Origin of the sequence: Planctomicrobium stercoris (assembly GCF_051465655.1) — a bacterium.
Lineage (GTDB): Bacteria > Planctomycetota > Planctomycetia > Planctomycetales > Planctomycetaceae > Planctomicrobium.
This window is the reverse complement of the sequence record NZ_CP195791.1, coordinates 70,976-96,381: the sequence shown is the minus strand read 5'-3', so window position 1 is coordinate 96,381 and position 25,406 is coordinate 70,976. Positions and strand designations below refer to the sequence as shown.

Below are 25,406 nucleotides of genomic sequence, written 5' to 3'. Positions count from 1 at the left end.
TCGAGGCATGCTCAGCGACGCTCAGGATTGCCGTCGCACGCAGGCCCGAACTCTGCGGCGTCTCTTACGTCTGAACGCCGGCAGTGACTTTCAATCGGACTTCGGGCTGGATCATATTCGCCGTGTTCGACAATTCCGCCGCGCCTTGCCTGTGGCGGGGTATGACCGGGTCGCTCCCTATGTTGAGCAACTGAAGCTCGGGAAGCATTCCGCTTTGCTCGGACGACGCAACCGGTTGCGAATGTTTGCACTAACAAGCGGAACGACCAGTCAGTCGAAATTCATTCCGATCACCCAGCGATTTCTTCGCGACTATCGAAAAGGCTGGCAGGCCTGGGGGATTCAGGCCTTTGACGCTCATCCACGTCTGCACCAAAGCGAAATCTTCCAGCTGAGCAGTCAATGGGATCAGTTCCGGACTGCAGGAGGCATCCCGTGTGGAAACATCAGCGGGCTGGTGCAGCAGATGCAAAGCCGTCTGCTCCGCCTGATGTACGTGGTTCCTCCAGCGGCCACTCACATTCCCGACCCCTTTGAAAAGCTTTACTTCGCCCTGAAGCACGGACTCTGTTCCCGGAGTCTGGGCATGATGATGACGGCGAATCCCAGCACACTCTGTCAGCTGTTTCGAATTCTCTCCGAGCACAGCGAGTCCCTGGTGCGGGACCTTTACGAGGGGAGTGACCGGGACGCAAACCAGCTGACTCTTCCTCCTCGACTCAGACGGGTCCAGAATCGATCCCGGGCACGTGAACTTGACCGGATCCTGCAGTCGACAGGGACACTCCGACCGAGCGACGTCTGGCCCAACCTGCAGATGGTGGCTGTCTGGACCGGAGGGAGTGCGGCAGCCTATCTCCCGATTCTGCGTGAATATATTGGGGATGTTCCGATCCGGGATCACGGCCTGCACGCCAGTGAGGGACGGATGACGATCCCGCTCGAAGACGAGACTTCGCACGGGCTGCTGGATATCGGGACGCACTTCTTCGAATTCATTCCGGAAGAACAGATTCACTCTCCGAATCCAGACATCCTGCTGGCACATGAACTCGTCGAGGATGAAGCCTATTTCATCATCATGACCACCTCCTCGGGGTTGTATCGCTACGACATCCGGGATGTTGTGCAGTGCACCGGCTTTGTGGGGACGACACCGCTGCTGCGGTTTCTTCACAAGGGATCGCACATCAGCAATCTGACTGGGGAAAAACTGACTGAGTCGCAAGTTGTGCACGCCGTCACGACGGTCGCGCAGAAGCTTCAACTGCGTCTCGATCACTTCACAGTCACGCCGGAGTGGGGCGATCCTCCACGCTATGTGCTGCTCGTCGATGAAAGCCGGCTGCATAACATCGACCTGATCGACCATTTCGCTGATCAGGTCGAGGCCGAGCTCCTGCGAGGAAACTCTGAGTATCAGGAGAAGCGTCGCAGTGCCCGGCTGGCTCCGCTGGGGGTGTTGTCTGTGCCACGCGGTGACTGGCATGACTTTATCCGCACTCGCCAGACGCAGCTGGGGGGAAGTGCCGAGCAGTACAAGCACCCGTACCTTATGCCGAAGCTGGAGTTTCTGAGCCAGTTCCAGGAACGGTACCCGACCCCCTTTGCGCGGCGATCAGGACTGCCGTCGCAGACAATTCACTGACGATTCCATCGGTCAGGCTGGGGGGCTGTTCTCCGGGCAGAACTCCCCATGTATACGTCTCCACTTCCAGATGTGGAGCGTATTCCAGAGCTGCGGCGGCAGCGATTCCCTGTTTCAATTCCGCTCGCGTGGTCTGAAGTTCTCCCAGCTGATCCCGATGGACCGGGACGTGGAAATGCACCCGCCAACTGTCCGCACCCAGAAACGGTTCCGCGGGCGATTCGCAGAGTTCCCGGGTCAGGTCCAGTCGATGAGTCAGACCCCCGTCCGCATGTCTGGCGAATGTCTGGTGCAGATAACGTGGCTCAACGAACCCTGCGAGTTGATCCCGGGCAGCTGGTCGCTCACCCGGGCGATCAACATGCAAGGCACACGTTAAGTGCATCTTGTTGATACGAATTCCCGCCGCGCTCAAGTCCTGAACGGACTTGGCAATCTCTTCGTACTCGACCGCCTGATGGCAGACGTCATAGCAGATCCCCAGGTGGCGGAGGGCAATGTCGAGTTGTTGCCGTTCTTCCGCGATGGCGAACAGTTGCTGGAAGAATTGAATGCTTTCAGGTGTCGTTTCCAGAACGCAGCACGGTTCCGGTTCAATCGCCAGTCGGATGATCCGCCCGGTTTCATCATGAAGCTGGTCGAGTGAGTTTGCCAGTGAGAGCAGCTGGTCAATGCAGCGAGGCACAAAATCGGCTGGGTGCTCGAACCCTTTGAAGCCGAGCGGGACGGTCGACAGACTTCCTTCGACACCGACGGGCATCAGCTCTGCCAGGATCTTCGCGGAGGACTGCGTGTAGGCCAGTCGGGCAGGAGCACTCCAGTCCGGCACGTAGACATTCTCTTTCACGCGTTCGCTGTGAAAGTCGCCGAAGGGGAATGTGTTGAGTGTGTAACAGACCAGGTCCCCCTCGTGCAGTGCTTCTTTCAGCAGGTCCAGTTTCTGCGGGGCCTGCTCCAGTTCCTCCACGACAGAAGCAGCGAGCCACAGACCTGCTGCGATCCGGGTCTGGAGCTTTTCTCTCGCGGGGATCGTGTGTTCCCGGAGTTTGGCAACAACTTCTGCAACGGTCTTTCCGGGATGCACGTTCGTGCAGTAGCTGAGGGGAAGTGTGCTGAGTGACATGGTGCAAGTGGGGAAGGGGTAGCGGCTGAAGATTTCTCAGAGTGTGTGGGGGGATCATTCCCGCACTCGGAGAGTGCGGGGTACACTGTATGTCGCACTCTCCGAGTGCGACAACCGGCGACACGAATTAAAAAAGCTCTGCCTGGAATGCCGCCGGCAGAGTTTCGGTCCCTGTTTTCTCTGAAATTGCGAACTGTGACGTTTCTGGAAGGGCCAGATTCCGTAAAGGTCGGTGTGGAAAGTGGCTGGGCCAATTGCTTCCGGCCGGTTTCATGCGTTAGTCTGTCAAATGAGGAAATCCGTCGATACCCGATCCCGGTTCACGGGGTTTCATTGTGCGAACCGATTCGGTTCGCCAGCACGAACACTCAAAAAATAGTGGCCACGACAACCGTTGGAGCGTCCGCATACTTGCGCGATCCGGATGTGCAGCTGATGCTGCGTGTCCGAGAAGGGGATCAGGTTGCGTTCGCTCAACTGGTGACAAAATACCAGGACCGCCTGATCGGCATCTTTACGAACATGTTCGGGGACGCCGCCCTCGCCGAGGACCTCGCTCAGGAAGTTTTCCTGCGGGTCTACCGGGCCCGACTGGGGTACGAACCGACCGCCAAGTTTTCCACCTGGGTCTTTCAGATTGCCAGCAATCTCGCCAGCAATTCCCGAAGAACGAAAGGACGGAAAAAAGAAGTCCAGTTCAGCGTGAGCACCAGCGGATCTCAGCCGGTGCGTGCTGGAGAAGCTCTGGTCGCCGACAAATCTGCACTCATGCCGACCCGCCAGTTCGAAACCGAGGAAATGCGGGAGCACGTGATGTCAGCTATGGAAACTTTGAACGAACGGCAGCGGATGGCTGTGCTGCTGCATAAGTTTGAAGGGATGAGTTACGCCGAAATCGGGACAATCATGGAAATGAGCCCTCAGGCGATCAAATCGATGTTGTCCCGTGCACGTGAAAACCTGCGGATTGCTTTGGAGAAGTTCTTTACGTAATCACGATTTTCCTGAACGCCCAATGCCGTGACCGGTCATGGATAAACTTGCCAGACTCACTTCGGAAGACCGCGACAACCTGACCGCCTATCTGGACGGCGAGTTGGACGAGAACTCCACGCGCCGCATTGAGTCCATCCTGACCAGCAGCTCTGTCGCCCGGAACGATGTGGAGATTCTGGCCCGCACTTATGAACTGCTGGACCTGCTTCCACGTCCGCAGGTGGGGAAGGAATTCACCGAGAAAACGATCGCCACCGCGAAGCTGGAGGGGTATCGCAAACCGGTTTCGCAGCAGGTCTGGTATCGCTGGGGAGAACGGGCGGTTCCCATGGCGCTCTGGACAGTCGCGTTCATGGCCTCCGCGGCCTGTGGCTATGCACTCACCTCTGCGTGGATCCCGCAAAAGGACGATCTGCTGCTGGAGCAGCTGCCGTTGATTCAGAATCTGGACATCTACAGCGAAGTCGACAGCGTTCAGTTTCTGGAGTCGCTGGCTGGAGAGAAGCAACTGATGAATGAAATTCAGGGAGCGACCAAGCCATGAGCCCCCGTGCTGTCAAAATCTGGCTGGGAGTCTCGCTGGTCGTTGCGGTGCTGGCGGCCCCATTTCTCGCCCGGGGAGACCAGTCATCCCGGAAGCAGGCGGAGCAGTACGCCGCGCAGATTGCCCGGATGTCCGAGTCCCAGCGGGCGCGCCTGCTGCAGAATGAGCGACAGTATCTGGCCGCCACTTCGGAGCAAAAGGCGTCGATGCAGGCACTGCATCACGCCTTGGAGAAAGACCGTCAACATGGTCATGGGGAGTTGAATGAAGTCATGCATCGTTACGACGCGTGGCTGAAGACCATTGAACCCTATCAGCGGGAACAACTCAGCTCGACCACCGATCCCCGGAAGCGGATCGAGTTGATGCGGGAGATCGTACGGAAACAGTCCGAGCGTGCTGCGCGAAGAAACATGCCCTTTCCCGGTCAGGATTTCGTTCGGGACCGCATGCCGGGAGACCCTGCTCCCGTGCTGGATGAAAAGGGGTTGGCATCCGTCATGTCCGCCCTGCGGCAGGCCGCTGACCCACGGTTGACCCCCGCTCAGCGTGAGGAACTCGACAGTCTGCAGGGGCTCAAACGGGACTTCCGGTTGTTGCAGATCCTTCAGGAACACGCTTCCGGAGGGGGCAATGCTCCCAGGCCGCTGCTGGAAGATCCCCCAGCAGAGTTTCGCACTGTCACAGAACACATCAATGACTCCGTGACGGATGATCGCGTTCGCAACTTCATTCACTCCCAGCCGCCAGGGGACGGGCCTCCTGGACGGAGTCAGACACCCGAGTCTCGGCTGGCCCGAGTCATTTCGCGGTCACTGATGGTGGAACTGTTCAAGCAGCGACGGGTGGCTCAGCAGACCATGGACTCAGACAAGCTGCGAAAGTTTCTTCTGGAGTCTGTCCCTCCTGATCGGCAGTACGAACTGCTGTCGCTGGAGGCTTCCGATTTTCAGACCGATCTGAAGAACATGTATCTCGATTCACAGGGACAAAAGGATTTGCCCGGGATGCAGGACCTTCGGGAACTGTTCGGTCGAGGCCTCATGCGGGGAGGACCGGGTCCCGGACCGGGCCCTGGACCAGACCGCGGGCCGTTCGGATTCCGTGACTTTCGGGACGGTCGTCCACAGCGCGGTCCCGGCGGAGAGGGACTTGAAGCGGATCCTTCGCAACGCCCGAATCAGCGGGACGCAATTCAGGCCGGAGAGGCCGGTTCTCAATAAATTCGAATTCGGATTCCTCCATCCGCTGATGGACTTTCAGGCACTTGAGACGTCATGACCGCTCGCATCCACACACTGCAGATCGCCCATCTGCAAAAGTCGTTTTCCACAGCTGCTGGTCAGCTCGAAATTCTCTCGGGAGCGAATCTCGACATGCAGTCGGGTGAGGCGGTTGCTATTACCGGTCCCAGCGGCTCGGGCAAAAGTACACTGCTGTACATCGTCGGGTTGCTGGACCAACCGACCGGCGGTCACGTCCTGATTGATGGGGAAGAACCATTAACGCAGAATGCTGCTGCGCAAGCCCGGTTTCGCAGCCGGCATGTTGGATTCGTCTTTCAGGATCATCACCTTCTGCCGCAGTGTACGGTGCTGGAGAATGTGCTGCTTCCGGTGCTGGCTGCGGGGGGAGATGCTGCTGATCAACCTGCGAGAGCCCGTGCACTTCTGGAACGGGTCGGTTTGAAAGACCGGCTGGAGCATCTTCCAGCACAGCTGTCCGGCGGCGAGCGGCAGCGGGTCGCGGTCTGCCGGGCTTTGATCAATCAACCCCTCCTGCTGCTGGCAGACGAGCCGACGGGAAATCTCGATCGAAAGACCGCTGACATGATCGGGACGTTGCTGCTGGAGATGGCCGCCGAGCAGCAGACGATGCTGATCTGCGTCACTCACAGCCAGGAACTCGCTGGGCGACTTCCGCGTCGATACGAGCTTGTCGACGGCAAGCTGGTGTGATCGAGGATCAAAAAAAGGGAATCGAAATCTTGCTGCACTCGGAGAGCGCAGCATACGTACCCCTCTCCGAGTGCGGAACTTGTCTGCTTCTCTAACTAACACGTGCTGCAGGACTGCATCGCTTTGAGGAGTTCATCGATGCCTCTCTCCAGATGTGCGTAGCTCAGTGAAATTCTCAATCGTGCTGTGCCGTTCGGAACCGTGGGAGGACGAATGGCAGCAATGAGCACTCCTGCTTCATCAAGCTTTGCTGCCAGCTGCATCGTTTTCTCAGGCTTGCCGATGATCACTGGAATGATGGGGCCGTGTGTGGCTGAGGGGATCGACCAGCCCTGCAAACGGAGTTCGTTCTGAACATGCTCGGAAGCTTTGAGTAAAGCTTCACGGCGTTGCGGCTCCTGCAGAATGATCTCCACGGCGGCGATCGCTGCCGCGCAGACCGGTATTGAAAGTCCGGTTGAAAAAACCTGTGTGCGTGCGGAATTCCACAGCCAGTCGATGAGATTCCGGCTCCCCGCGATAAACCCGCCTTGCAGGCCGATCGCTTTGCTCAGAGTCCCCATCGCAATGACTCGATCTGAATGAATGCCGCATGTTTCCAGCAGGCCGGCACCGCGTGCACCGTAGACTCCCGTCGCGTGAGCTTCATCCACCAGCAGCATCGCGTCGAACTCTTCTGCCAGTTCCAGCAGATCGTTGAGAGGAGCGTGATCGCCGTCCATGCTGAAGAGAGAGTCCGTAACAATCAGCCTGCGACGATAGGTCCGAGCCTTTTGAAGTTCCTTGCGGAGTGCAGCTGCGTCGCCATGCGGATAGACACGGAACCGCGCCTGCGAAAGTCTGCAACCGTCGATGAGGCTCGCGTGATTCAACCGGTCGCAGAAGACGACGTCTTCCGGTCCCACGAGTGCGGGGATGGTTCCGAGATTCGCGGCGAAACCCGTCGGGAAGAGGATCGCTGCTTCTGTTCCTTTGAGCTTCGCCAGGGAGTTCTCGAGTTGAACGTGCCAGTGGGTCCGCCCGGTGACCAGCGGACTTGCTCTCGCCCCCAGACCAGAGTCCTTCATCGCTTCCTGAGCCGCAGCAGCCAGTCGCGGATCCCCTGCCAGATCCAGGTAGTCATTCGCAGCGAAGTTCCACAGCGTTCGGCCGTCGATCCTGCACATTCCGTTTGCGAATGGATGCATTTCCCGCTGCCGCCGGAGCAGACCTTTGGAGGCCAGTCCGTCCAGCTCCGGGTTCAGCCAGTCGAGTGGATGCACTAGCAAACTTGTCCTCGTAATCCATACTCAACAACAACTGTGATCAGAGCACGCTGCGTGAGCAAGTGCATTCGGTTGTTTCGCGTGAAAATGCACTCGCTCACGCCTCGTGCTCTGGCAGGCAACTCCCGGAGTTTTTCAACAAGCCGAAACTGCTGAATTAGCTGAGTCGAATGTCGTGGTGGCTGAGCGTCTCGTAACCTGATTCAGTGATTAGGAAGTTTCTCTCGATCCGCATCCCGCCGACCCCTTCGACATAGGCTCCCGGCTCCAGGGTGATGACGTTTCCAGCTTCCAGAGTATCTGTGCTGAGAGGGACGAGGATCGGCGGCTCGGGATGGGCCAGTCCGATTCCATGTCCAGCGTGATGGGTGAAGATCTCTGCCCGGCCCGCCTGGACATAAGGGCTGGCGACTGCCTTGTGAACATCGGCAGCTCTCACGCCGGCCCGCAGTACCTTTTCCCCTTCCTGCATCCCTGCCTGACAGAGTGCGAAGAGTTCCAGCACGTCGGAGGAGGGGGTTCCCACGCTGACTGTGTTGGTGAAGTCACTGCGGTAACCATCGAGCACGACGGAGTAGTCGAGGACGAAGAGGTCCCCTTTCTGAAGCTTGCGGCCGCCATTCTTCGGAAGCCCGCCGTTCTTGGGCTCGGCGGCAAAGCAGGCTCGGAAGTCGCCATAGACGATCGCTGGTCGTCCGGCGGCGAGATTCGCTGCCTTGTGAACTTCCGTGTAGATTTCGAGTTCGCTGACTCCCTCACGGACGACTTCAAAGAGCCGCGCCTGTCCTGCTTCTCCGGCCGCCATGCACTCCTTCAGAAGTGCGAGTTCGTCTGCGTGTTTGACTCTCCGCAGGGAGCGGAGCATGGACCCCAGATCCAGATAAGGGCTGGCGCCGGGGCTCTGGTTGGAAGAGAATTCATAAAACTCCGGGTCGAGCAGGGCTGCAGCTCCGATCGGCAGCCATTCCGCTTCCAGCAGACCGCGTCGGTTCTTCAGGTGAGAGGCGACATCGCTGAGCGATTTGAACAAGGCGTGATCGCGATCGATGACGGAATGCTTGTGATCGTACCAGGTGGTGATCGACGTGCGGTCGACGAACGGATCATTCGATGCCGAGCGGAAGGTGAAGTTGTCCGCCATCAGCGTGGCCGGTCCGTCTCGCTCCAGCAGCAGCAGTCCCCGTTCGCCTCGGGAAAAACTGAGAGGCTGAACCAGGAAGTTCGACAGGTACTGCACGTGTCGCGGATCGGCAATCAACAGCCATTCGATGGCGTCGGGAACCATGTCCCAGAGTCGTTGACGTCGCGCCTGGCAACCTTCGAGCGTCAGCATCGGAGTTTCTTTCGAATCAAGTTTGGGCAGTGAACGAGTTTGATTGTAACGGGAAGAGTGCAGGTTGAAACGGACTGCGATCGAGTCAGCGGGAGATGAGGCCAAAGTCTCGCGAATGCGCCAGGCCTCGACTCAGCTGGAATGGCCGGTCCTCGTTTTGATTGTCCGCGGGAGGATGGTGAGTCGTCATTTTGATGTCGACTTTGCAGAAAAGCGACAGTGAGCGATCCTTTCGGCATGAACTGCCGAAATTTTTAAGGGCATGTTGTGCAAGAGGTTGTGTCTTTGAGAAAGGTTTTTTGGCACGTCCGGGACGAAAGCTGCTTTTCTCTCCCCCATCGAGTGACCCGCAAAGCAAAACTATTTTCTTCAGGAGTTAGAAAATGAAAAAGTTCATGATGTTCGCTGTCGCAGTGGTGGGAATGGCTACTTTCGGAATGGCATCCAGCGCAGAAGCTGGTCACGGACCCGGGAACAACTGGGGTCATAACCATGGCCCCAACCACGGTCCCTATGGACATCATCATGGCGGATACAGGGGACCGGTTTATGGCGGTCCCGTCTACGGGCGACCCGTGTACGGGCCCCCGGTCTATCGTCCGTATCCGATTTACACCGGATCGCCGTACTATATCAATCAGGGGCCCAGCTTCGGGATCTCGACCCCGGGGTTCGGTCTCTATGTCCGGTAGTCAGATCTGAAACGAAAAGCCGCACACGCCAGAGTGTGCGGCTTTTTTGTTTTCCGCTGAGCTGTCACAAGAGTGAGCAACCCGACTCCGTTCAGAGTGGTTACTGCCCGGACAGCGTCTGGCCACGCAAGCCGTCGTCCATCGAAGTGTCGGCAGTTTCATTCAGTCCGCCGTCCAGCAGCATCCCGTCCAGAAGGCACTTGGCATCCGCGAGATTCTGCAGCGCTTCGTTGTACTGCAGGTTGGAGTCGAAGAATGTCCGTCGTGCGACGAGCACCTGCAGGAACCCGAACTCACCGGCACCATACGCCTTTTCTGAAAGTTCCAGCGTCTGCCGGGCCATGGGAAGAATGTTCTTCTCATACCGCTCGACAGTGACAGCAGCGGAGTCGTATTGCTGTGCGGCGACAGCCAGCTGAGACTGAAGCGAGAGTTCCAGTCGGCGGACTTCCTGGGCGGCGCGGCAATATTCCGCCTGGGCTGCCGAGATGTTCCCGATGTTCTGGTTGAAGATGGGGAGTGCAATTCCCATCTGCACCTGGATCATGCTGTGGTTGGTTCCATAGTCATACCCGGCACTCGTCAACGTCTGCAGGTTGGGAATGGCCTGCACATCCTGTCGATCCATGTTGGCGACGGCCCGGGAGACCCGAGCCCGAGCGGCCTGAATCGCAGGGCTGCCGCCGACCAGCTGCAGATACGTGGAGTCCCAGTCCCGCTTTTCCGATGAGACCCGCAACTCTCCGACAAGTGGAGACGGAGCCATGTGAGGAATTCCAGCCACAGCGATCAGCTGCTGCCAGGCAGCGTGATAGGCGATTTCCGAACGTTGCCGGATCAGCTGAACTTCGTTCAACTGAATTTCCGTCTGCAGCACCTCGGGGACGGACCCTTCCAGGGCCTGGCGTCGCAGTTCCGCAACCCTGACCCCTTCTTGAGCCACCTTTTCGAAATCGATGGCGAGATCGCGTCGCTGCTGGGCTGCCAATGCATCGTAGAACCGCTGTCGCACATCTGTCAGCACCCGATATCGCTGGGCTTCGACTTCCCAAAGCTGCGACTGGACTTCCTGGTCGAGCACACGTTGATTCAGCTTCAGCTTGTGAGCAGTGACAACTTCCTGCTCGACATAACCCAGATGCTGCGCCGTTCCCGCATCGTCGAGCTGTTGACCGCTGTACCCGATGTTCGGGTTGGGGTACATGCCGACCTGCTTGCGGAAGCCGGACGCTTTGCTGGCACTGGCTCCCGCCTGCGTGATCGAGGGGTTGTTCTCCAGAGCAATCTGCTCCAGCATTTCCAGCGTGAGCCCCACCTGCACCGAAGCCAGCCGATTCCCGTTCTCCGGGATGGGTCGCAGTTCGTTCCCGGGCGCTGCAGGGGACGGGGGAACCTCTTCGAGTTTTTCTGTCCCCTCAATTCCTGCTTCCACGCCATCTTCGAAATTGGTCAGCAGGACTTCATCGAAGCGTGAGGCCGGGGTGTCTTCAAACGCGACGTCTGCAGCCGGCTGAGAGGAAGCCGCGGCCTTGGTTTCCTGTGCCGAGGGAGAAGTTGCCGCCGGGGGGGGAGTCGGGACCTTTTCCGCTGTCATGCGGGCTGTCGTTTGACAACCGCACACCAGAAAGAGGCTTCCGCAGCTCACCGCGTAGCGAAATTTCGGCGATGTTTTCATGACGCACAATGCATCTCACCGATGGACTTTCCATCGATGCACGTCCTTGTGAGCACTTGTGTGAACGGACTCCGATCGAAAACCAGACACGCTCGCGGTCTGATCTCTTTTGAAGGTCGTCCGTCAAATGAACCGCCACCACTTCCAATGGTGGCTGCATTCATTATCGGAATGAATCTTCTTCGCCGACGGCGGGAGTGCCCGTTGTAATGTTCCAGCGAGCGGAACCCGGGAAATGCATCGCAGAAGCCCTATATTCCGCACTTGCTGCATAACCGGATTCTGTGGGATATCCAGCACTGTTGAGCCACGTGAGGATGCGGGGAATTGCGGGTTGCGGAGCAGAAAGCCGCTATTTTCGGCTGCGAATCGCCTCCCGCATCGATTTCTCCGCGTCGCGTTTCTTCAGCGCTTCCCGTTTGTCGTGCTGCTTTCGGCCTTTGGCGATCGCCAGCTGCAGCTTGATCCTTCCGCCGGAAAAATGGACATCCAGGGGGACCAGCGTCATCCCGGAATGTTCCGCCCCTTCAGCGAACTTCCGGATTTCGTGTCGGCTCAGCAGCAATTTGCGGGATCGGCGACGTTCATGATTCATGTACGTGGCCTGGGGATATTCAGCGACATCGCTGTTGTGCAGCCAGACTTCGCCGTTTTCGACACGGGCAAACGACTCTTCGATGGAGATTTTGTTGTCGCGGATGCTTTTGACTTCGCTTCCGGTCAGAACGAGTCCGCACTCGAGCTCATCGAGAATTTCATAGTCGTGGCGAGCCCGCCGATTCTGGCAGACCACTCGCGAATTCGGGTCCGCTGGTGCCTGATTTTTCTTCCCTGCCATCACAACCGCCGCTGCACAAGCTCAAAGAGTTCAATCAGTTGATGTTACGCACTCGCGGCGGAGGAGGGAAGGGGTGGGCAGGGGGCAGGGGGCAGGGGGCAGGGGGCAGGGGGCAGGGGGCAGGGGGCAAAACGCTCAGGCGTTTTGCCGACTCTCGACTCTCAACTCTCAACTCTCAACTCTTCCGGCGGAACGGTCGACCCCCGATTCAGCAGTTCCACCATCCAGTTTCGAATCGCCTCAACAACCACCCGCCATTCCGGTTCGTTGTGAGGTTCGTGGACGAGGTCGTCGAAGAGCATCAATTCAGCGTGAGGTGCACGTTCGCAGAACAGTTGGGTGCCGTCCGGTCCAGTCACGCTATCGGCGGTTCCATGCAGGGCGAGAACCGGAAGCTGGAACTCGGCAGCATGTTTCAATGCCCAGAGCCCGGCAAAATACGCGTCGCTGATGAGTCTGACGGATGCGTGCTTGTGAATCAGCGGATCGTGCTCGTAAGCGGCGATCGCTGTGGGGTTGCGTGTGAGCTTGCGAGGACGAAAGCCGGCCGGAATCAGCAGTCCCGGCCAGATCTTTGACAGAGACCGAATCACGGCCACTTTGAAGGCGGAAGGCTTCTTGGTCAGGGTAAACCACGGGGAGGACAGGACCGCCCCATGGGCGATTGAGGCTTCGTCCGGACGTCGAATGATCCAGTTCGCGAGAATGTTCCCCCCCAGGCTGTGCCCAAAGAGAATGAGTGGGACTCCGGGAAAACGCTCGCGCGTGAAACGGACCATGCGAGAAAGGTCGTCCAGCAGCGGTTCATAATCTCTGGCGTGGCCGCGCTTCCCTTCGGATCGTCCGTGTCCACGCAAATCGAACCGGACAACTGCGAGACTCTTTTCCTGGAAGCAGTGGATCACGTGGCCGTAGCGACCGCTGTGCTCGCCGAGCCCATGAGTCATCAGAACGACCCCCTGCGGCGACCGGACCGGATGCACGCAACTGAAGATCTTCAGTCCTCCGGAAGAAGGATGAAACGCTTCTTCAATCGCGGACCGATTGGCTTCGGAGAAGTTCAACGTGATCTGCCGATCTGGCTCAGGCATCAAGCCGCCCCTCCTCCCTCAAGGGTCGTTTGACCGTAAATCCCTATGTCAGTGGTTCCAAGCAGTTATGTAAAGTTATCCAAACCCGGCGCAGTTGTCCTGCCTTGATGATCCGAATTATCACATTCTTCGCATCGGACAAGCTGATCACCGCTCTTCACGACCCGGATTCCGGAAAAATTCCCGAAAAAATCGTTTGTGAAGCGAGCAACGGAACCATCTGGGGGGAGACGGCTGCACGAGAAGAGAACCAGACGGGCATCGACGGGGGTTCCCGGGAGACTGGTCACATGTTCGCGACCAGTCTCCCATCGGATCTCAAGTCTGGCTGGTTGCCATCGATTGTGGGGCTGTTTCACCTTGGCGGGACCGCTGGCGAGCCATGTGCTCCAGAATGGGGGCGACCAGTGCCGTCCAGCCAGTCTGGTGATTTGCTCCCATGCCCCGTCCGGTGTCGCCGTGGAAGTACTCGTAAAAGAGAACGTGGTTGTTCCAGTGAGGGTCGTTGTGGAACCGTTCTCCTCGGGCGTAGCAGGGACGATTGCCTTCCTTGTCGGAAAGGAACAGTTTCACCAGCCGGTTACGGATCTCGTCGGCGACCGCTCCCAGGTTCATGTAGTTTCCCGATCCGGTCGGACATTCGACCTGGAAGGTGTCCCCGTAGAACTGGTGATAACGGTCGAGGGCTTCCACGATGAGGTAGTTCAGCGGGAACCAGATCGGTCCGCGCCAGTTCGAATTTCCGCCGAACATCACGCTGTCGGATTCGCCGGGAACATACCGCACGGTCATGTCCTGGCCATGGAGATTGAACCGGAACGGATGTTCTTCGTGGAATTTCGAAAGAGAGCGGATCCCGTAGTCCGAGAAGAACTCATTTTCATCGAGCAGGTAACCGAGGATGCGTTCGAGTCGCTGGCGGGTTGGAATCCCCAGCAGCCAGAGTCCTTTGCCGGCTCCTTCCTCCTCGCTGCGATCGAGGAACGTCATGAAGGTTCCCAGGTCTTTGCGATGCTTCTTCAGCCAGGCGACACGACGTTTAAATTCCGGAAGCTGGTTGATGACCCGTTCATCAATGACGTCCACAGCCATCAGCGGGATGAGTCCGACGATGGATCGGATGCGCAGCGGGATGCTTTGGGAGTTCACATGGAGATGATCGTAGTAGAACCCGTCTTCTTCATCCCACAGGCCGGTTCCGTCCAGCGTATTCATCGCTTCGGAGATGGCGATGTAGTGGTTGAAAAACTTGTACGCAGTATCGGCATAAGCGGGATTGCCGTCGGCGAGTTCCAGAGCGATGGAGAGCATGCTTGAACAGAAGTACGCCATCCACGCGGTGCCGTCCGCCTGCTCCAGATGTCCTCCGGTGGGGAGCGGCTTGGAACGGTCGAACACTCCGATGTTGTCCAGCCCGAGGAATCCTCCGGTAAAGATGTGACGTCCGCGCACGTCTTTCCGGTTCACCCACCAGGTGAAGTTCAAAAGGAGTTTCTGGAAAACTCTGGACAGGAAGATGCGGTCACGCTGTCCCGGGGGACCGGTCTGCTGATAGGTCCTCCAGCAGGCCCAGGCATGCACGGGGGGATTGACGTCGCTGAAGTTCCATTCGTACGCGGGGATCTGCCCGTTGGGGTGCATGTACCATTCGCGAAGGAACATGATCAGCTGTTCTTTCGCAAAATCGATATCCAGCCGGGAGAAGGGGATCATGTGGAACGCCGAATCCCAGGCGGCGTACCATGGATATTCCCACTTATCCGGCATCGAAATGACGTCCCGATTGACCAGATGTTCCCAGTCACCGTTCCGGGGAAGGGGCGTGTCCTTGTTGTATGGCGGGCGGGTTGGCCCGTTCTTCAACCAGTCTTCGACGGAGTAGAAATAGAACTGCTTGGTCCAGAACAGGCCGGCACTCGCCTGTCGAATGATCCGGCGTTCTTCAGGATTCAGTTCTCCGCCGAACTTGAGGGCATAGAACGCGTCGGCTTCTGCGATCCGGGTTTCAAACGTCGTCTCGAAACGGTCATCAAACGGTTCACGGGGGGCGATCGACTCTTCGCTCATGCGAAGGCGAATTTCCACTTCTCCGTGAGCGGGGACATTCAGCACATAGTGAGCCGCTGCCTTCGTCCCGCGTGGTTGCTGATTCACGGCCCGCTTCATTCCCTCCACCAGATAAAGATGAAACGCATCCTTGCAGCCGGGACGCTTGATCTGCGGAGAACTCATTCGCCCGATATTCGTTTCATTCTCCGTGAACAGCCACCGGGGCCGCGATCCGCGAGGACCCGAATCGGCGGAGATATGAAACTTCCCGAGTGTCGCATGGTCCGCGAGCAGCGTGTCATGATCGAGTTGCAGAAGCGACGGACGCGGAACACCTTCCTCATGGACATTCGGATGCGACCAGGTGTTGCGGTACCAGAATGTCGGCAGCAGGTGCAGGGTCGCTGCTTTCGATCCGCGATTGGCGACGGTGATGCGGATGAGGATGTCTTCCGGGGCAGCCTTCGCATATTCGACGAAGACGTCGAAGTAGCTGTTGTCGTCGAAGATCCCTGTATCGATCAGTTCGAATTCCTGCTGCAGTCGCGAGCGGTTGCGGTTTTCTTCGACCAGCCTGGCGTAAGGGAATTCATTCTGAGGATATTTGTAGAGCCCCTTGGCGTAAGAATGCGTGGGTGTGGCGTCCAGATGGTAATAGCATTCCTTGACGTCTTCGCCATGGTTGCCTTCCGGACCGCTCAACCCATAGAGACGTTCTTTGATGATCGGGTCTTTGCCGTTCCACATGGCCAGCCCGAAACAGAGGCGACCCTGGCGGTCGGTCCAGCCGAGAATCCCGTCCTCGCCCCAGCGGTACGCTTTCCAGACTGCTTGATCGTGCGAGAAATGCTGCCAGGCTTCGGCATCCAGCGAATAGTCTTCGCGGACCGTTCCCCACTGCCGATCCGACAGGTAAGTTCCCCAGCGCTTCCAATTGCCGTCCGGATCATGTCGGGCTTCAGCAGCGAGGCGTTTGACTTCGGCTCCCCGCATCGAAAAATCAAGCAAAAATCCGTCTCCCTATGGTTCGCTGTGTTGAATGCCGAAGCGCTCAGTCAGTCAACAGACACTTTCCAGTCCAAGTGATCGCAGACTGGCCATCTGCGATTCAGACGTGAAAATCATGCCTTCGTCGGCCCTGCTTGATTTTCTTTTGGTCGCCAAACAGACAGACTAGGAACATCTCGCTGTGCGAGGATTCCCCTCGTCCGGCGAGTTTCATACATCTGATCGTTTTTTTCCTCGTTTGTCGACGCAAATTTGATCGACAACGTGACGTTTTAATCAGCGTTGATGCATTGGCGGATTCGCTCGAGGAGTGCTCATGACCGCATGGCAGCGGAAGATCTCGTTTCAGGTCGATATTGCCGGTGTCATCGACATCATGGGCTCATCGCTCTACAGCCGCCCGGATACTCCGATTCGCGAGCTGATTCAGAATGCTCACGATGCCCTCATGCGTCGTCGTCGGACCAATCTCGAGTTCCGTGGCCGCATTGACGTGCGGCAGAATCCGGAACAGGGGACAATCTCCTTCAGCGATGACGGAATCGGACTGACTCCGGAAGACGCGGAGCTGTATCTGGGGACGGTCGGCTCGGGCATCACCGGCATGATCAAACGTTCGGACCCGGTCCCGGATTCCGCCGGCGCGATGGGCGACCGCGGAGACCTGATCGGGCAGTTCGGAGTCGGACTGCTCAGTGCCTTCATGCTTGCCGACAAACTGATCGTCGAGAGCCGTCATGAAAATGCTCGCACAGGGGTTCGCTGGGAAGCCGGTGCGGGAACCGAGATCGAACTTTCTGAGACCGATCGCATAATTCCCGGCACGACCGTCACCCTGATTCTCAAGCCGGAGTTTCTGTTTCTGGCGAAGCAGCCGGATCCTGTTGAAAAGGCGATCCGCGAATACGCGGATTTTCTCCCGGTTCCGATTTATCTCAATGACAATCCCAAGCGGGTCAATGTGATCCATGCAGCTTGGTTTGAGCCCTCGCCGGATCGGGAAGCAACGGAACTGGAACTTCAAAGTTACTTCGATGAAGCTCCGCTGGATGTGATCCCCGTCCGTATCGAAAAGCCGGTTTCAATCGCCGGAGCACTTTACGTCACTCCGCAGCGGGTTCCCGGCTTCAGCAATCGATCTACCGTCATGGTGACGGTACGGAGGATGGTCATTTCCCGGACCATTCAGAATCTGATTCCCCCCTGGGCCACTTTCCTGCGAGGGTGTCTGGAGCTGCATGACTGCTCCCCCACGACCAGCCGTGAAGATCTGGTCCGGGATGAACACTTCGAGCATGTCAAATCGGCACTGGAAGAACTGATCTTCGAACACTTCGAAAAGCTGGCTCGGCAAGATCCCGCGAGGATGGAGGCTGTCGTCAACTGGCACCGTTACACCTTCGCTGGGGCCGCACTTGAGAATGGTCGGTTGCGAAACCTGCTGCGGCATTGCTATCGACTGCCGACGTCACACGGTTCAATGACTCTGAATGAGGTCCTTGAACGCTCGGTGGCAGACCCGCTGTATGAAGAGGAGGCGGAACGGGTGGTCTGGTACAACACCGACCGTCGTCAGGAACGCTGGGTCAACAGTCTGTTTGCCGAACATGAGATTCCCTGTGTTCACACCTTCCGCAGCTTCGAGGAATCCCTGCTCGCGCAGTGTGCCGGTGACGACAACGCCAAGGGGACGAATACCGACCTGCGGATCGCCACACCCAGTGCACCGGCGTTCGCGTCGTCGATCCTGGGGGTCAGCGATCTGGAAGATCTGGATCCGCAGTGGACCGAATTCTTTTCACAGGTGAATGCGAAAGTCCTGCTCGGATCTTTCCGCAGAGACCAGCCGGTGATGGCGTTTCTGAATGAACGCTATGAACTGGTCCGCTCCTTTGATGAAATGAAACAGCGGGGCGAGATTCCTCGTGGGTTTCAACGTCTGATTGATGCCCATTTCAAGAGTGATGCACCGGCCGAGAATGAGGTCATTCTGAACCGGACGCATCCGATGATCGCCCGCGCCCTGTCACAGAAGCCTGGAATGCCGCTCTCCAGCGTGATGCGACTGATCGTGATCAATGCACTCAATTCGGCCGGGGCAGCCACACCCGAACCGGCCCGCAAGCAGCAGCAGACCGATCTCGACTGGATCGCCGAATGCCTGTGGGGACGAGACTGAAGGAGGAAGAATTTGTCATTGGTCAATTGTCATTTCTCAATTGCTATTGAATAACTCGCAGACGCGTCTTCAATGGCAGATGACTATTGACCAATGACAAATGACAAATATCAGCGATAATACAGCCGCCTGATCGCCCCGCCCCCCAAACCCTCAACGCATTCATGCATATCGCCATCATCACCGCCGGAGGGGCGGGCATGTTCTGCGGGTCGTGTATGCACGACAACACCTGGGCGCGCGCTCTGATCGCTCAAGGTGTCGAGGTCTCTCTCATCCCTGCTTACACCCCGCTGCGGCTGGATGAACAGAACATCAGCCTGGACCGGATCTTTTTGGGGGGAATCAACGTCTACCTGAACAACAAGGTCGGCTGGTGGAAACATCTTCCCCGCGTGCTGACTTCGTGGCTGGACCGTCCCGGGATCATTCGGATGGCCACCAGTCGGTCTGTCAGCAATGACGCGGCCGAGCTAGGTGATCTGACTATTTCGATGCTGCAGGAAAGTCACGGACCGCATCGGGCGGCCATTCACGAACTGGCAACGTTTCTGGGCCGGGATTTGAAACCGGATGTCGTCATCTTCAGCAATGCCCTGCTGGCGGGGGCGCTGAGTGAGATTAAACGGAATTGCCCCGTTCCGGTTCTCTGTACGCTGCAGGGGGATGATGTCTTCCTCGACGGACTGACCCCTGAATACCGACAACGTGCCATTGAGCTGGTCTCATCGCACGCACGCGAATTCGACGGGTTTATCACGCATACGGAGTTTTATCGGGACTACATCTCGAACTATCTCTCTCTGCCGGTCGAGAAATTTCACGTCCTCCCATTGGGGATCGATCTGCAGGAGCATCCGGGCGTACCCAGGTCCGGTGACTCCGGTCGATACGTCGTCGGGTACTTTGCCCGGTTCGCTCCGGAGAAGGGGCTGCATCATCTGGTGGAAGCGTTCCGGGTGCTCAAGCAGCGAGTTCCCCATGCGGAGCTTCGGGTCGGCGGGTATCAGGGGGGCCAGTATGCGGACTACGCTGCCAAGACGTTGCATCAGCTGGACGCAGACGGAATTCCCTACCAGAACATCGGCAGTCCCGACACGATTGAAGGGAAGGTGGCCTTTCTGAACAGCTTGGACGTCTTTTCGGTCCCGACCGACTTTCTGGAACCCAAAGGGATGCCTGTTCTGGAAGCGATGGCGAATGGAATTCCGGTCGTCCAGCCGGCTCACGGATCGTTTCCGGAGATCATCCAGAAGACAGGAGGGGGAATTCTGGTTCCGCCTCGCGACCCACAGGCATTGGCCCGCGGTCTTGAAGAGCTTGCCGATCCTGTTCGACGTCAGCAGCTTTCACAATCTGCCTGGCAGGGAGTCCGCGATCACTACGGGAGCGTTCCCATGGCTCGGCGAACGCTGGAAATCATTGAACAGATCACCGGCTGATATGGACGTCAGCGTGACGGTTCCATGCGGAAATCATCCAGCCACAGCTTGCCGGTCCCTCCGTTGAGCCCCGTCTGCACGATGGCTTCCCGAGCCGACAGCGGAATCCGGATCGTTTCAGAAAACCGTTCCCATTCATCGATGTCGTCCAGCCAGGGACCCACGACGATTTTCTCGACGGGAATGCGTTTGTCGTTGAAGAAATAGATCACGATTCCGGGAGCTTCCGAGTGGCTGCGACCTTCTTCGATGCCGGAAGCTTTCATGGCCCAGTGAATCGTCAGCTGTGAGACCTTTGAACCGTCGATGGCCATGGCTTGCAGGATATGGGCATTGCGTCCCGCCTCGTGATTCTCGAAGCAGATCGATTTCTTTCCGGCGGCCGCATCCTCAACAATTGTGGAACGCCGCTGATAGTGCCAGCCGTCCGCCAGGGAATCGTCATTGTCATCAACTTCGAAGCTACCGTTGGAAAACTGCGGTCGGGTTGGGTCCGGTTGCTTCTCCCGCAGCTCTTCCATCTTCCCGGTCATGGGGACGAACAGCGTGGGGATGAGTTTCTTCTGCTCCAGCTTCCCATCCTTTTTCTCCAGCAGATAGAAGACCTGCTGATACCGCTCGCCGATGGGGATAATCATGCGCCCCCCTTCTTTGAGCTGATCCACCAGCGGCTTGGGGATGTCTTCCGGAGAGCAGGTGACGATGATCTTGTCGAAAGGGGCATGTTCGGGCCAGCCCTGATAGCCGTCACCAACTTTGCAGAGGACGTTCTTATATCCCAGCCGCTTCAGCAGGGCATCCGCCCGTCGGCCCAGCGGTTCCACGATTTCAATCGTGTAGACATCCTGCACGAGCCCTGAAAGGACAGCGGCCTGATATCCGCTCCCCGTGCCGATCTCCAGAACGCGGTCGGTCGGCTGCGGTTCCAGCACTTCGGTCATGTAGGCGACGATGAACGGAGGCGAGATCGTCTGTTTGAATCCAATATCGAGGGCCTGATCCATGTAGGCGAGATGACGCAGGTCAGCCCGGACGAACTCGTGCCGGGGAACGGTCTTCATCTGTTCAAGAACACGCTCGTCGGTCACGCCTTCACTGGCAATGCATTCCTGAACCATCTGATGCCGGGGAGCCGCGTATCGGTCCTTGACCTGGGCACTGGCTGTTTGAATCAGGCACAAAAGGACAGCGAATGCGAGGGGCAGCCCAGGGAGCCGTCGTTTGAACTGAAACAGGGGCGAAGTGCAGCTGTGCATGAGGTCAGTCTCTCTGTACTACTCTCAAGGAGAGTTGATGTCCTGCCCCTACTGAATCGCAGGATCAACTGAAGAATCACGGGAAATGAGGTGAAACCGCGAATGACACGAATACAGCGAATTTTTACCTTTTCGATTCGTCAGATTCGCGTGATTCGCGGTTAAAAACCCTTCTTCACTTTTTCCGTGAGTTCTGTTCCTTCCGTGGTTGAATGTCTTCTTGTTCAGGCCTGTGATCAGGAGGCAAGCTTCCTTCGACGGAACAGTTCCGTCGCCACCCGAATTGCTTCCCGCATTCCTCCATCATCAGCCATGCCTCGCCAGGAGATGTCGAAGCCGGTCCCGTGGCTGGGGCTGGTGCGGATGATCGGAAGTCCCAGCGTGACGTTCACCGCCTTCTGAAACGCAATCAGTTTCAATGCGATATGCCCCTGATCGTGATACATCGCGACGACGCCGTCATACGCCCCGTGGACGGCTCGCTGCAGCAGGGTGTCGGCGGGAGCAGGGCCATCCGCTGCGATCGATTCTTTCCGGGCGAACGCCACGGCCGGCGCGATCAACCGTGATTCTTCATCTCCGAACAGCCCCCCCTCGCCCGCGTGTGGGTTCAGCGCACAGACCCCAATGCGCGGAGCGGCACAGCCCATCCGTCGTAGAAAGCTGTCCATCAGAAAGATCTTCTCACGGATCGCTTCGGTCGTGAGGAGATTCGGAACGCTCGCGATCGAGGTGTGCAGCGTGACATGCGCCACCCCCAGACCCGCAGGGCCTTTCACAATCGAGCAGTGCGGCAGATAAAGCATCATGGCGAAGTCGTTGACCCCGCATTGTTCTGCGAGAATCTCCGTGTGACCGGGGTAATGGAAGCCTGCAGCATGGAGCGCAGCTTTGCTGATCGGCGCTGTGACAATGGTGTCGACATCCCCCCGCAGTGCAGCCTGGGTGGCAGCGACCAGCCATTCGTACGATGCCTGACCCGCACGGGGGGCAATTCGACCGGGGGCGACATCGGCTGTGGCTGCCGTTCCGGGATTCCAGCAGGGAATCTCACTCGACGACTCGCTTTCCCACGCTTCCTGAACCGATTGCACTTCTCGAATCGGAAGGCGGATTTTCAGCAGTTCGCAGGCCCGTTCCAGGACGTCGGGATCTCCGACAACTACGGGCCGGCAGCACTTCAGGACATTCGTGTCGGCAAGGACGCGGGCCAGAATTTCCGGTCCGATCCCGGCGACATCTCCCATGGTGAGCGCGGTACGCGGTCTTTCCTCGAGCGCCATGTCAGAAGAGTCCTTGGATGTCTGGGTCATGAATAGCACTCCGCATTCGCCAGTGTGGCACCGCGACGGTCTTTGTCGGTCAATGTCGGTTCGCCGGTCAAAGGCCAGTCAATTCCGATGTCCGGATCGTTCCACAACAGCGAGCGTTCATGTTCGGGATGATACAGCTCTGTGCATTTATAAAGGACATCCGCAGACTCGGACAGAACACAAAATCCATGGGCGAACCCCGGCGGAATGTACAGTGACTCCCTGTTCTCACTCGTCAGACGCACCCCGATCCATTTTCCGAACGAGGTTGAACTTTTACGAAGATCGACAGCCACATCGAAGATGTCGCCCGACAGGCAGGTGACCAGTTTTCCCTGCGCGTGCTGAATCTGGTAATGCAATCCGCGCAGAACCCCCTGTCGAGAACGGGAGAGATTGTCCTGCACGAACGTCGTCTGCAGCCCTTGCTGAGCGAACTTCGCCGAGTGATACAGCTCGAGGAAGAAACCGCGATCGTCGCCGAACACGCGCGGGCGGATCCGCAGAACGTCAGGCAGTTCGGTCTTCAGAATCTCCATGAATGTCCTTGCGTGGCTCTCGGCGTCTTGTCGTTCTTCACTTGATTCTGACGGGTTCTCAACGATCAGATCAAGCGGAATCAGCGGGAGGCCGGGGAGTGGTGGATGTCCGGCAGCAGAGTTCGAAGTAATCCGGTCAGAAACGAAGCGTCGTCCAGAAAAGTCAGCTCAATATCGAGTGCCCATAAGGGGATGTCGCCGATGCGATCCTGACAGATCTTGACCAGATCCTTGCGGGTGGTCAGGAGCAACTCTGCATGGTTCGTTTCTGTCTGCTGTTGAATTCGAAGCAGGTCACTTTCCTGATAGTGATGGTGGTCCGGGAACGTCAGAAACCGGTTCTGCGAAACCGCTGACGCCAGTGTTGTCAACGTCCTGCGAAACCCGTCCGGATTGCCGATCCCGCAAAAGGCCAGACTCGGGCGATCCGCAGCCTGACCCAGCGACAGGAATTCTCCGTTGAAGTTAATGAAACGTGTCGCCTGAAACGCGGTTCGCAGCACAGGAGCAGAGGAGTATCGGCGGATCTTCCGGGTTAATTGGTCGACATGCTCAGCGTCGGTCAGTTCGCAGCGTGTCAGCAGAATGACGTCGGCCCGGGACAGTTGCCCGATCCGCTCCCGGAGCAGTCCTCTGGGAAGCAGGGCGTTGTACCCCCAGGGATTCAGGACGTCGATGAGGACGATGTCGAGATCGCGATGCAGCTTGCGATGCTGATATCCGTCGTCCAGAACAATGACATTCGCCCCGTGGGTGCGGATTGCAGCTTGTGCTCCGTCAGATCGCTTGGGATTTTGCAGATGAGGAATGCCCGGACACAGGTCGTCCAGCAATCGTTTCTCATCATTCTCCTCGCCATCGAGTGAGCGATATCCACGGCTGACAATCGCTGGTTTTTGGCCAAGACTCTTCAGCAGATTGGCCAGCCAGGCGACAGCTGGCGTTTTCCCGGTCCCGCCTGTCGTCAGATTCCCGATGGACAGGACCGGGACTGGAACCGATCGGACCGGCAGGATTCCGAAGTCGTAGCAGCGGTTCCGGACTTCTGTGACGACTGCATAGGGAAGGGAACACAGAGTGAGGCCATATCGAATCAGGTCGGCCGACCACTCGCGATCCTTTCCGGAAATGATGTCGAAGTATCTGTTCACGCAGCGGAATTGCCTGAATGTGTGTGACGGAAATGGGGCCTGATCCTCGGCGAGTCTATGAGTTGGGATCTTGATAACTCAATGCCGGATGGGAGGTTCGACAGGCGGAAGCGGACTTTAACGGGAATCGGGCCCGCAGCGGGCAGCAATGCAGGATTTGCGAAATTCCGCGAAGACCGCTTTTGACCCGCTTCAGAGCGGGATTAAACTGAACGGAGGCAGTTTTTCTGGCAACTTCAATGCTGACGCGATACCTGAAACGCTTTCATATGCAGCTGGACTTCCGACGTATCTCCCTGCAAAGGGCTGTGCTGCCGGAAGGGTTCATCTGGCGCGCGTGGAGTCCACGGCTGCTGCGGGACCATGCTGCGGTGAAGTGCGCGAGCTTTCACCGTGAAATGGACAGCCACATGTTCGCGGCGCTGGCCACGTATGCGGGCTGCGAAGATCTCATGCGCGGAATCGCGAAACATTCCGGATTTCTCCCCGAAGCCACCTGGCTGATCGAGTTCGTCGGAAATGAAATCGCCGGTCCGGTCCCCTGTGGAACGATTCAGGGGATCTCGCTGAACACCACGCAGGGGTCGATTCAGAATGTGGGAGTGGTCGCCGACTACCGCGGTCTTGGACTGGGGCGGGCACTCGTCCTGAAGTCGCTCGCGGGATTTCGCCGCGACGGCCTGCTGCGGGTCAGCCTGGATGTGACGGCAGAAAACACCCCTGCCGTCGAACTCTACAAGTCGATCGGGTTTCGCAGCGTGAGCACGTCCTACCGGGAGCTCCCCTATCCGATCGAGATGGCGCGATAAGCTACGACGCTCGATGGGTGGCACAGACATTTCTGACTGTGACGTTACAACGCCTGATCTCCACTCACTCCCTGGTCAGAAACTGACTGGGAGCAAAGGGAGGAATTACTTCGGGACGTCGGCCAGTTTCGGCTCGAGGTAATTGACCGTGCTGTCCATCGTGATGAGGTGTTCGTACTCGTTTTCAGGGATCTGAACGCGGTACTGCTTGCGGAGTTCCATGACGATGTCCAGGAAGTCCATGCTGTCCAGTTCCATCTGCTCACGGAACGCGACAGCGTCATCCAGATTCGACAGGTCTTCGTCCGGGGCGATCCGTTCCAGAATACCGATGATCACTTCCCGAATTTCTGGCCGAGTCATGCCGCTACTTCCTCATCCACCAAACGAAATTGACAAATCAAAGTCCCGTACATTGGGACGCCGTGATCTGCAGTCATCCGATCTCCGGACATTGATTTTTACCACGGAGACACGGAGACACCGAGAAATTTCAA

21 protein-coding genes are annotated in these 25,406 nt (G+C 57.8%); 9 read left to right on the top strand and 12 right to left on the bottom strand.

The features are described 5' to 3' along the window. Positions 1–7: 7 nt before the first annotated feature. Positions 8–1,648 (top strand): GH3 auxin-responsive promoter family protein, encoded by a 1,641-nt coding sequence (locus tag SH661x_RS00390; RefSeq protein WP_437226917.1) that lies wholly within the window; start codon positions 8–10, stop codon positions 1,646–1,648. Here SH661x_RS00390 and eboE read toward each other — a convergent pair. Further along, positions 1,554–2,771: a metabolite traffic protein EboE gene (gene eboE / locus SH661x_RS00385; RefSeq protein ID WP_437226915.1), complete on the bottom strand. Its 1,218-nt coding sequence runs from the start codon at positions 2,769–2,771 to the stop codon at positions 1,554–1,556. The two genes, SH661x_RS00390 and eboE, sit on opposite strands and share 95 nt — an antisense overlap. Positions 2,772–3,206: 435 nt before the next feature. Between eboE and SH661x_RS00380 the strand changes: the two genes are divergently transcribed. From SH661x_RS00380 to SH661x_RS00365, 4 genes are read left to right on the top strand one after another with little or no spacing between them, the layout of a single operon-like run. Then, positions 3,207–3,764, top strand: a complete 558-nt coding sequence (locus tag SH661x_RS00380) for an RNA polymerase sigma factor (RefSeq protein ID WP_437226913.1) — start codon at positions 3,207–3,209, stop codon at positions 3,762–3,764. 37 nt (positions 3,765–3,801) lie between these two features. Further along, positions 3,802–4,311 (top strand): hypothetical protein, encoded by a 510-nt coding sequence (locus SH661x_RS00375; protein WP_437226911.1) that lies wholly within the window; start codon positions 3,802–3,804, stop codon positions 4,309–4,311. After that, positions 4,308–5,534 (top strand): hypothetical protein, encoded by a 1,227-nt coding sequence (locus SH661x_RS00370; RefSeq protein WP_437226909.1) that lies wholly within the window; start codon positions 4,308–4,310, stop codon positions 5,532–5,534. Before SH661x_RS00375 ends, SH661x_RS00370 begins: the two co-directional genes overlap by 4 nt. 54 nt (positions 5,535–5,588) lie before the next feature. Beyond that, entirely contained in the window at positions 5,589–6,269 is a 681-nt protein-coding gene (locus SH661x_RS00365; protein WP_437226907.1) for an ABC transporter ATP-binding protein, read from the top strand. A 95-nt stretch (positions 6,270–6,364) separates the two neighbouring features. Here SH661x_RS00365 and bioF read toward each other — a convergent pair whose 3' ends face one another. Continuing rightward, complete coding sequence (bioF, locus tag SH661x_RS00360) at positions 6,365–7,531, bottom strand: 8-amino-7-oxononanoate synthase (protein ID WP_437226905.1); 1,167 nt, start codon at positions 7,529–7,531, stop codon at positions 6,365–6,367. A 160-nt stretch (positions 7,532–7,691) separates the two neighbouring features. Continuing rightward, complete coding sequence (locus SH661x_RS00355) at positions 7,692–8,867, bottom strand: M24 family metallopeptidase (protein ID WP_437226903.1); 1,176 nt, start codon at positions 8,865–8,867, stop codon at positions 7,692–7,694. Between the two features lie 383 nt (positions 8,868–9,250). Between SH661x_RS00355 and SH661x_RS00350 the strand changes: the two genes are divergently transcribed. Beyond that, the gene (locus SH661x_RS00350) at positions 9,251–9,559 is read left to right on the top strand and encodes a hypothetical protein (RefSeq protein WP_437226901.1); all 309 of its coding nucleotides are present in this window, start codon (positions 9,251–9,253) and stop codon (positions 9,557–9,559) included. Between the two features lie 100 nt (positions 9,560–9,659). Here SH661x_RS00350 and SH661x_RS00345 read toward each other — a convergent pair whose 3' ends face one another. The 4 genes from SH661x_RS00345 to SH661x_RS00330 all read right to left on the bottom strand — a co-directional run bounded on the left by SH661x_RS00345 (position 9,660) and on the right by SH661x_RS00330 (position 16,205). Then, positions 9,660–11,234, bottom strand: coding sequence for a TolC family protein (locus tag SH661x_RS00345; protein ID WP_437226899.1), 1,575 nt, complete (start codon positions 11,232–11,234; stop codon positions 9,660–9,662). 352 nt (positions 11,235–11,586) lie between these two features. Further along, positions 11,587–12,072 (bottom strand): SsrA-binding protein SmpB, encoded by a 486-nt coding sequence (smpB, locus tag SH661x_RS00340; RefSeq protein ID WP_437226897.1) that lies wholly within the window; start codon positions 12,070–12,072, stop codon positions 11,587–11,589. Between the two features lie 161 nt (positions 12,073–12,233). Beyond that, on the bottom strand, positions 12,234–13,163 hold the full coding sequence (locus SH661x_RS00335; protein ID WP_437226895.1) for a lysophospholipase: 930 nt from the start codon (positions 13,161–13,163) through the stop codon (positions 12,234–12,236). Positions 13,164–13,481: 318 nt separating this feature from the next. Beyond that, positions 13,482–16,205, bottom strand: coding sequence for an MGH1-like glycoside hydrolase domain-containing protein (locus SH661x_RS00330; protein WP_437231155.1), 2,724 nt, complete (start codon positions 16,203–16,205; stop codon positions 13,482–13,484). Positions 16,206–16,536: 331 nt separating this feature from the next. Between SH661x_RS00330 and SH661x_RS00325 the strand changes: the two genes are divergently transcribed. Both SH661x_RS00325 and SH661x_RS00320 read left to right on the top strand, forming a co-directional pair. After that, positions 16,537–18,399, top strand: a complete 1,863-nt coding sequence (locus SH661x_RS00325) for an ATP-binding protein (protein ID WP_437226893.1) — start codon at positions 16,537–16,539, stop codon at positions 18,397–18,399. A 164-nt stretch (positions 18,400–18,563) separates the two neighbouring features. Continuing rightward, positions 18,564–19,841, top strand: a complete 1,278-nt coding sequence (locus SH661x_RS00320) for a glycosyltransferase family 4 protein (protein WP_437226891.1) — start codon at positions 18,564–18,566, stop codon at positions 19,839–19,841. Positions 19,842–19,849: 8 nt separating this feature from the next. Here the strand turns inward: SH661x_RS00320 and SH661x_RS00315 are convergent, their stop codons facing one another. The 4 genes from SH661x_RS00315 to lpxK form a co-directional block, all read right to left on the bottom strand. Beyond that, positions 19,850–21,097 carry a protein-L-isoaspartate(D-aspartate) O-methyltransferase gene (locus SH661x_RS00315; RefSeq protein ID WP_437226889.1) on the bottom strand — a complete coding sequence of 416 codons (1,248 nt, stop codon included), beginning with the start codon at positions 21,095–21,097 and terminating at the stop codon, positions 19,850–19,852. Positions 21,098–21,333: 236 nt separating this feature from the next. Continuing rightward, positions 21,334–22,410 carry a 4-hydroxythreonine-4-phosphate dehydrogenase PdxA gene (gene pdxA, locus SH661x_RS00310; RefSeq protein WP_437226887.1) on the bottom strand — a complete coding sequence of 359 codons (1,077 nt, stop codon included), beginning with the start codon at positions 22,408–22,410 and terminating at the stop codon, positions 21,334–21,336. Continuing rightward, positions 22,407–22,949 carry a dTDP-4-dehydrorhamnose 3,5-epimerase gene (gene rfbC / locus SH661x_RS00305; RefSeq protein WP_437226885.1) on the bottom strand — a complete coding sequence of 181 codons (543 nt, stop codon included), beginning with the start codon at positions 22,947–22,949 and terminating at the stop codon, positions 22,407–22,409. The genes pdxA and rfbC overlap by 4 nt, the downstream gene beginning before the upstream one ends. Positions 22,950–23,029: 80 nt before the next feature. Then, complete coding sequence (lpxK, locus tag SH661x_RS00300; protein WP_437226883.1) at positions 23,030–24,100, bottom strand: tetraacyldisaccharide 4'-kinase; 1,071 nt, start codon at positions 24,098–24,100, stop codon at positions 23,030–23,032. A 239-nt stretch (positions 24,101–24,339) separates the two neighbouring features. On the opposite strand from lpxK, the gene SH661x_RS00295 reads away from it, so the two are divergent. Then, complete coding sequence (locus tag SH661x_RS00295; RefSeq protein ID WP_437226881.1) at positions 24,340–24,909, top strand: GNAT family N-acetyltransferase; 570 nt, start codon at positions 24,340–24,342, stop codon at positions 24,907–24,909. Between the two features lie 105 nt (positions 24,910–25,014). Here SH661x_RS00295 and SH661x_RS00290 read toward each other — a convergent pair whose 3' ends face one another. Beyond that, entirely contained in the window at positions 25,015–25,272 is a 258-nt protein-coding gene (locus SH661x_RS00290; protein ID WP_437226879.1) for an acyl carrier protein, read from the bottom strand. Between the last annotated feature and the right edge of the window lie 134 nt (positions 25,273–25,406).

Bases quoted from the DNA above. Each gene is read 5' to 3' on its own strand.
- SH661x_RS00390 (WP_437226917.1), top strand. From the start codon at position 8: ATGCTCAGCGACGCTCAGGATTGCCGTCGCACGCAGGCCCGAACTCTG.
- eboE (WP_437226915.1), bottom strand. From the start codon at position 2,771: ATGTCACTCAGCACACTTCCCCTCAGCTACTGCACGAACGTGCATCCC.
- SH661x_RS00380 (WP_437226913.1), top strand. From the start codon at position 3,207: ATGCTGCGTGTCCGAGAAGGGGATCAGGTTGCGTTCGCTCAACTGGTG.
- SH661x_RS00375 (WP_437226911.1), top strand. From the start codon at position 3,802: ATGGATAAACTTGCCAGACTCACTTCGGAAGACCGCGACAACCTGACC.
- SH661x_RS00370 (WP_437226909.1), top strand. From the start codon at position 4,308: ATGAGCCCCCGTGCTGTCAAAATCTGGCTGGGAGTCTCGCTGGTCGTT.
- SH661x_RS00365 (WP_437226907.1), top strand. From the start codon at position 5,589: ATGACCGCTCGCATCCACACACTGCAGATCGCCCATCTGCAAAAGTCG.
- SH661x_RS00355 (WP_437226903.1), bottom strand. From the start codon at position 8,867: ATGCTGACGCTCGAAGGTTGCCAGGCGCGACGTCAACGACTCTGGGAC.
- SH661x_RS00350 (WP_437226901.1), top strand. From the start codon at position 9,251: ATGAAAAAGTTCATGATGTTCGCTGTCGCAGTGGTGGGAATGGCTACT.
- SH661x_RS00345 (WP_437226899.1), bottom strand. From the start codon at position 11,234: ATGAAAACATCGCCGAAATTTCGCTACGCGGTGAGCTGCGGAAGCCTC.
- smpB (WP_437226897.1), bottom strand. From the start codon at position 12,072: ATGGCAGGGAAGAAAAATCAGGCACCAGCGGACCCGAATTCGCGAGTG.
- SH661x_RS00335 (WP_437226895.1), bottom strand. From the start codon at position 13,163: ATGCCTGAGCCAGATCGGCAGATCACGTTGAACTTCTCCGAAGCCAAT.
- SH661x_RS00330 (WP_437231155.1), bottom strand. From the start codon at position 16,205: ATGCGGGGAGCCGAAGTCAAACGCCTCGCTGCTGAAGCCCGACATGAT.
- SH661x_RS00325 (WP_437226893.1), top strand. From the start codon at position 16,537: ATGACCGCATGGCAGCGGAAGATCTCGTTTCAGGTCGATATTGCCGGT.
- SH661x_RS00320 (WP_437226891.1), top strand. From the start codon at position 18,564: ATGCATATCGCCATCATCACCGCCGGAGGGGCGGGCATGTTCTGCGGG.
- SH661x_RS00315 (WP_437226889.1), bottom strand. From the start codon at position 21,097: ATGCACAGCTGCACTTCGCCCCTGTTTCAGTTCAAACGACGGCTCCCT.
- pdxA (WP_437226887.1), bottom strand. From the start codon at position 22,410: ATGACCCAGACATCCAAGGACTCTTCTGACATGGCGCTCGAGGAAAGA.
- rfbC (WP_437226885.1), bottom strand. From the start codon at position 22,949: ATGGAGATTCTGAAGACCGAACTGCCTGACGTTCTGCGGATCCGCCCG.
- SH661x_RS00295 (WP_437226881.1), top strand. From the start codon at position 24,340: ATGCTGACGCGATACCTGAAACGCTTTCATATGCAGCTGGACTTCCGA.
- SH661x_RS00290 (WP_437226879.1), bottom strand. From the start codon at position 25,272: ATGACTCGGCCAGAAATTCGGGAAGTGATCATCGGTATTCTGGAACGG.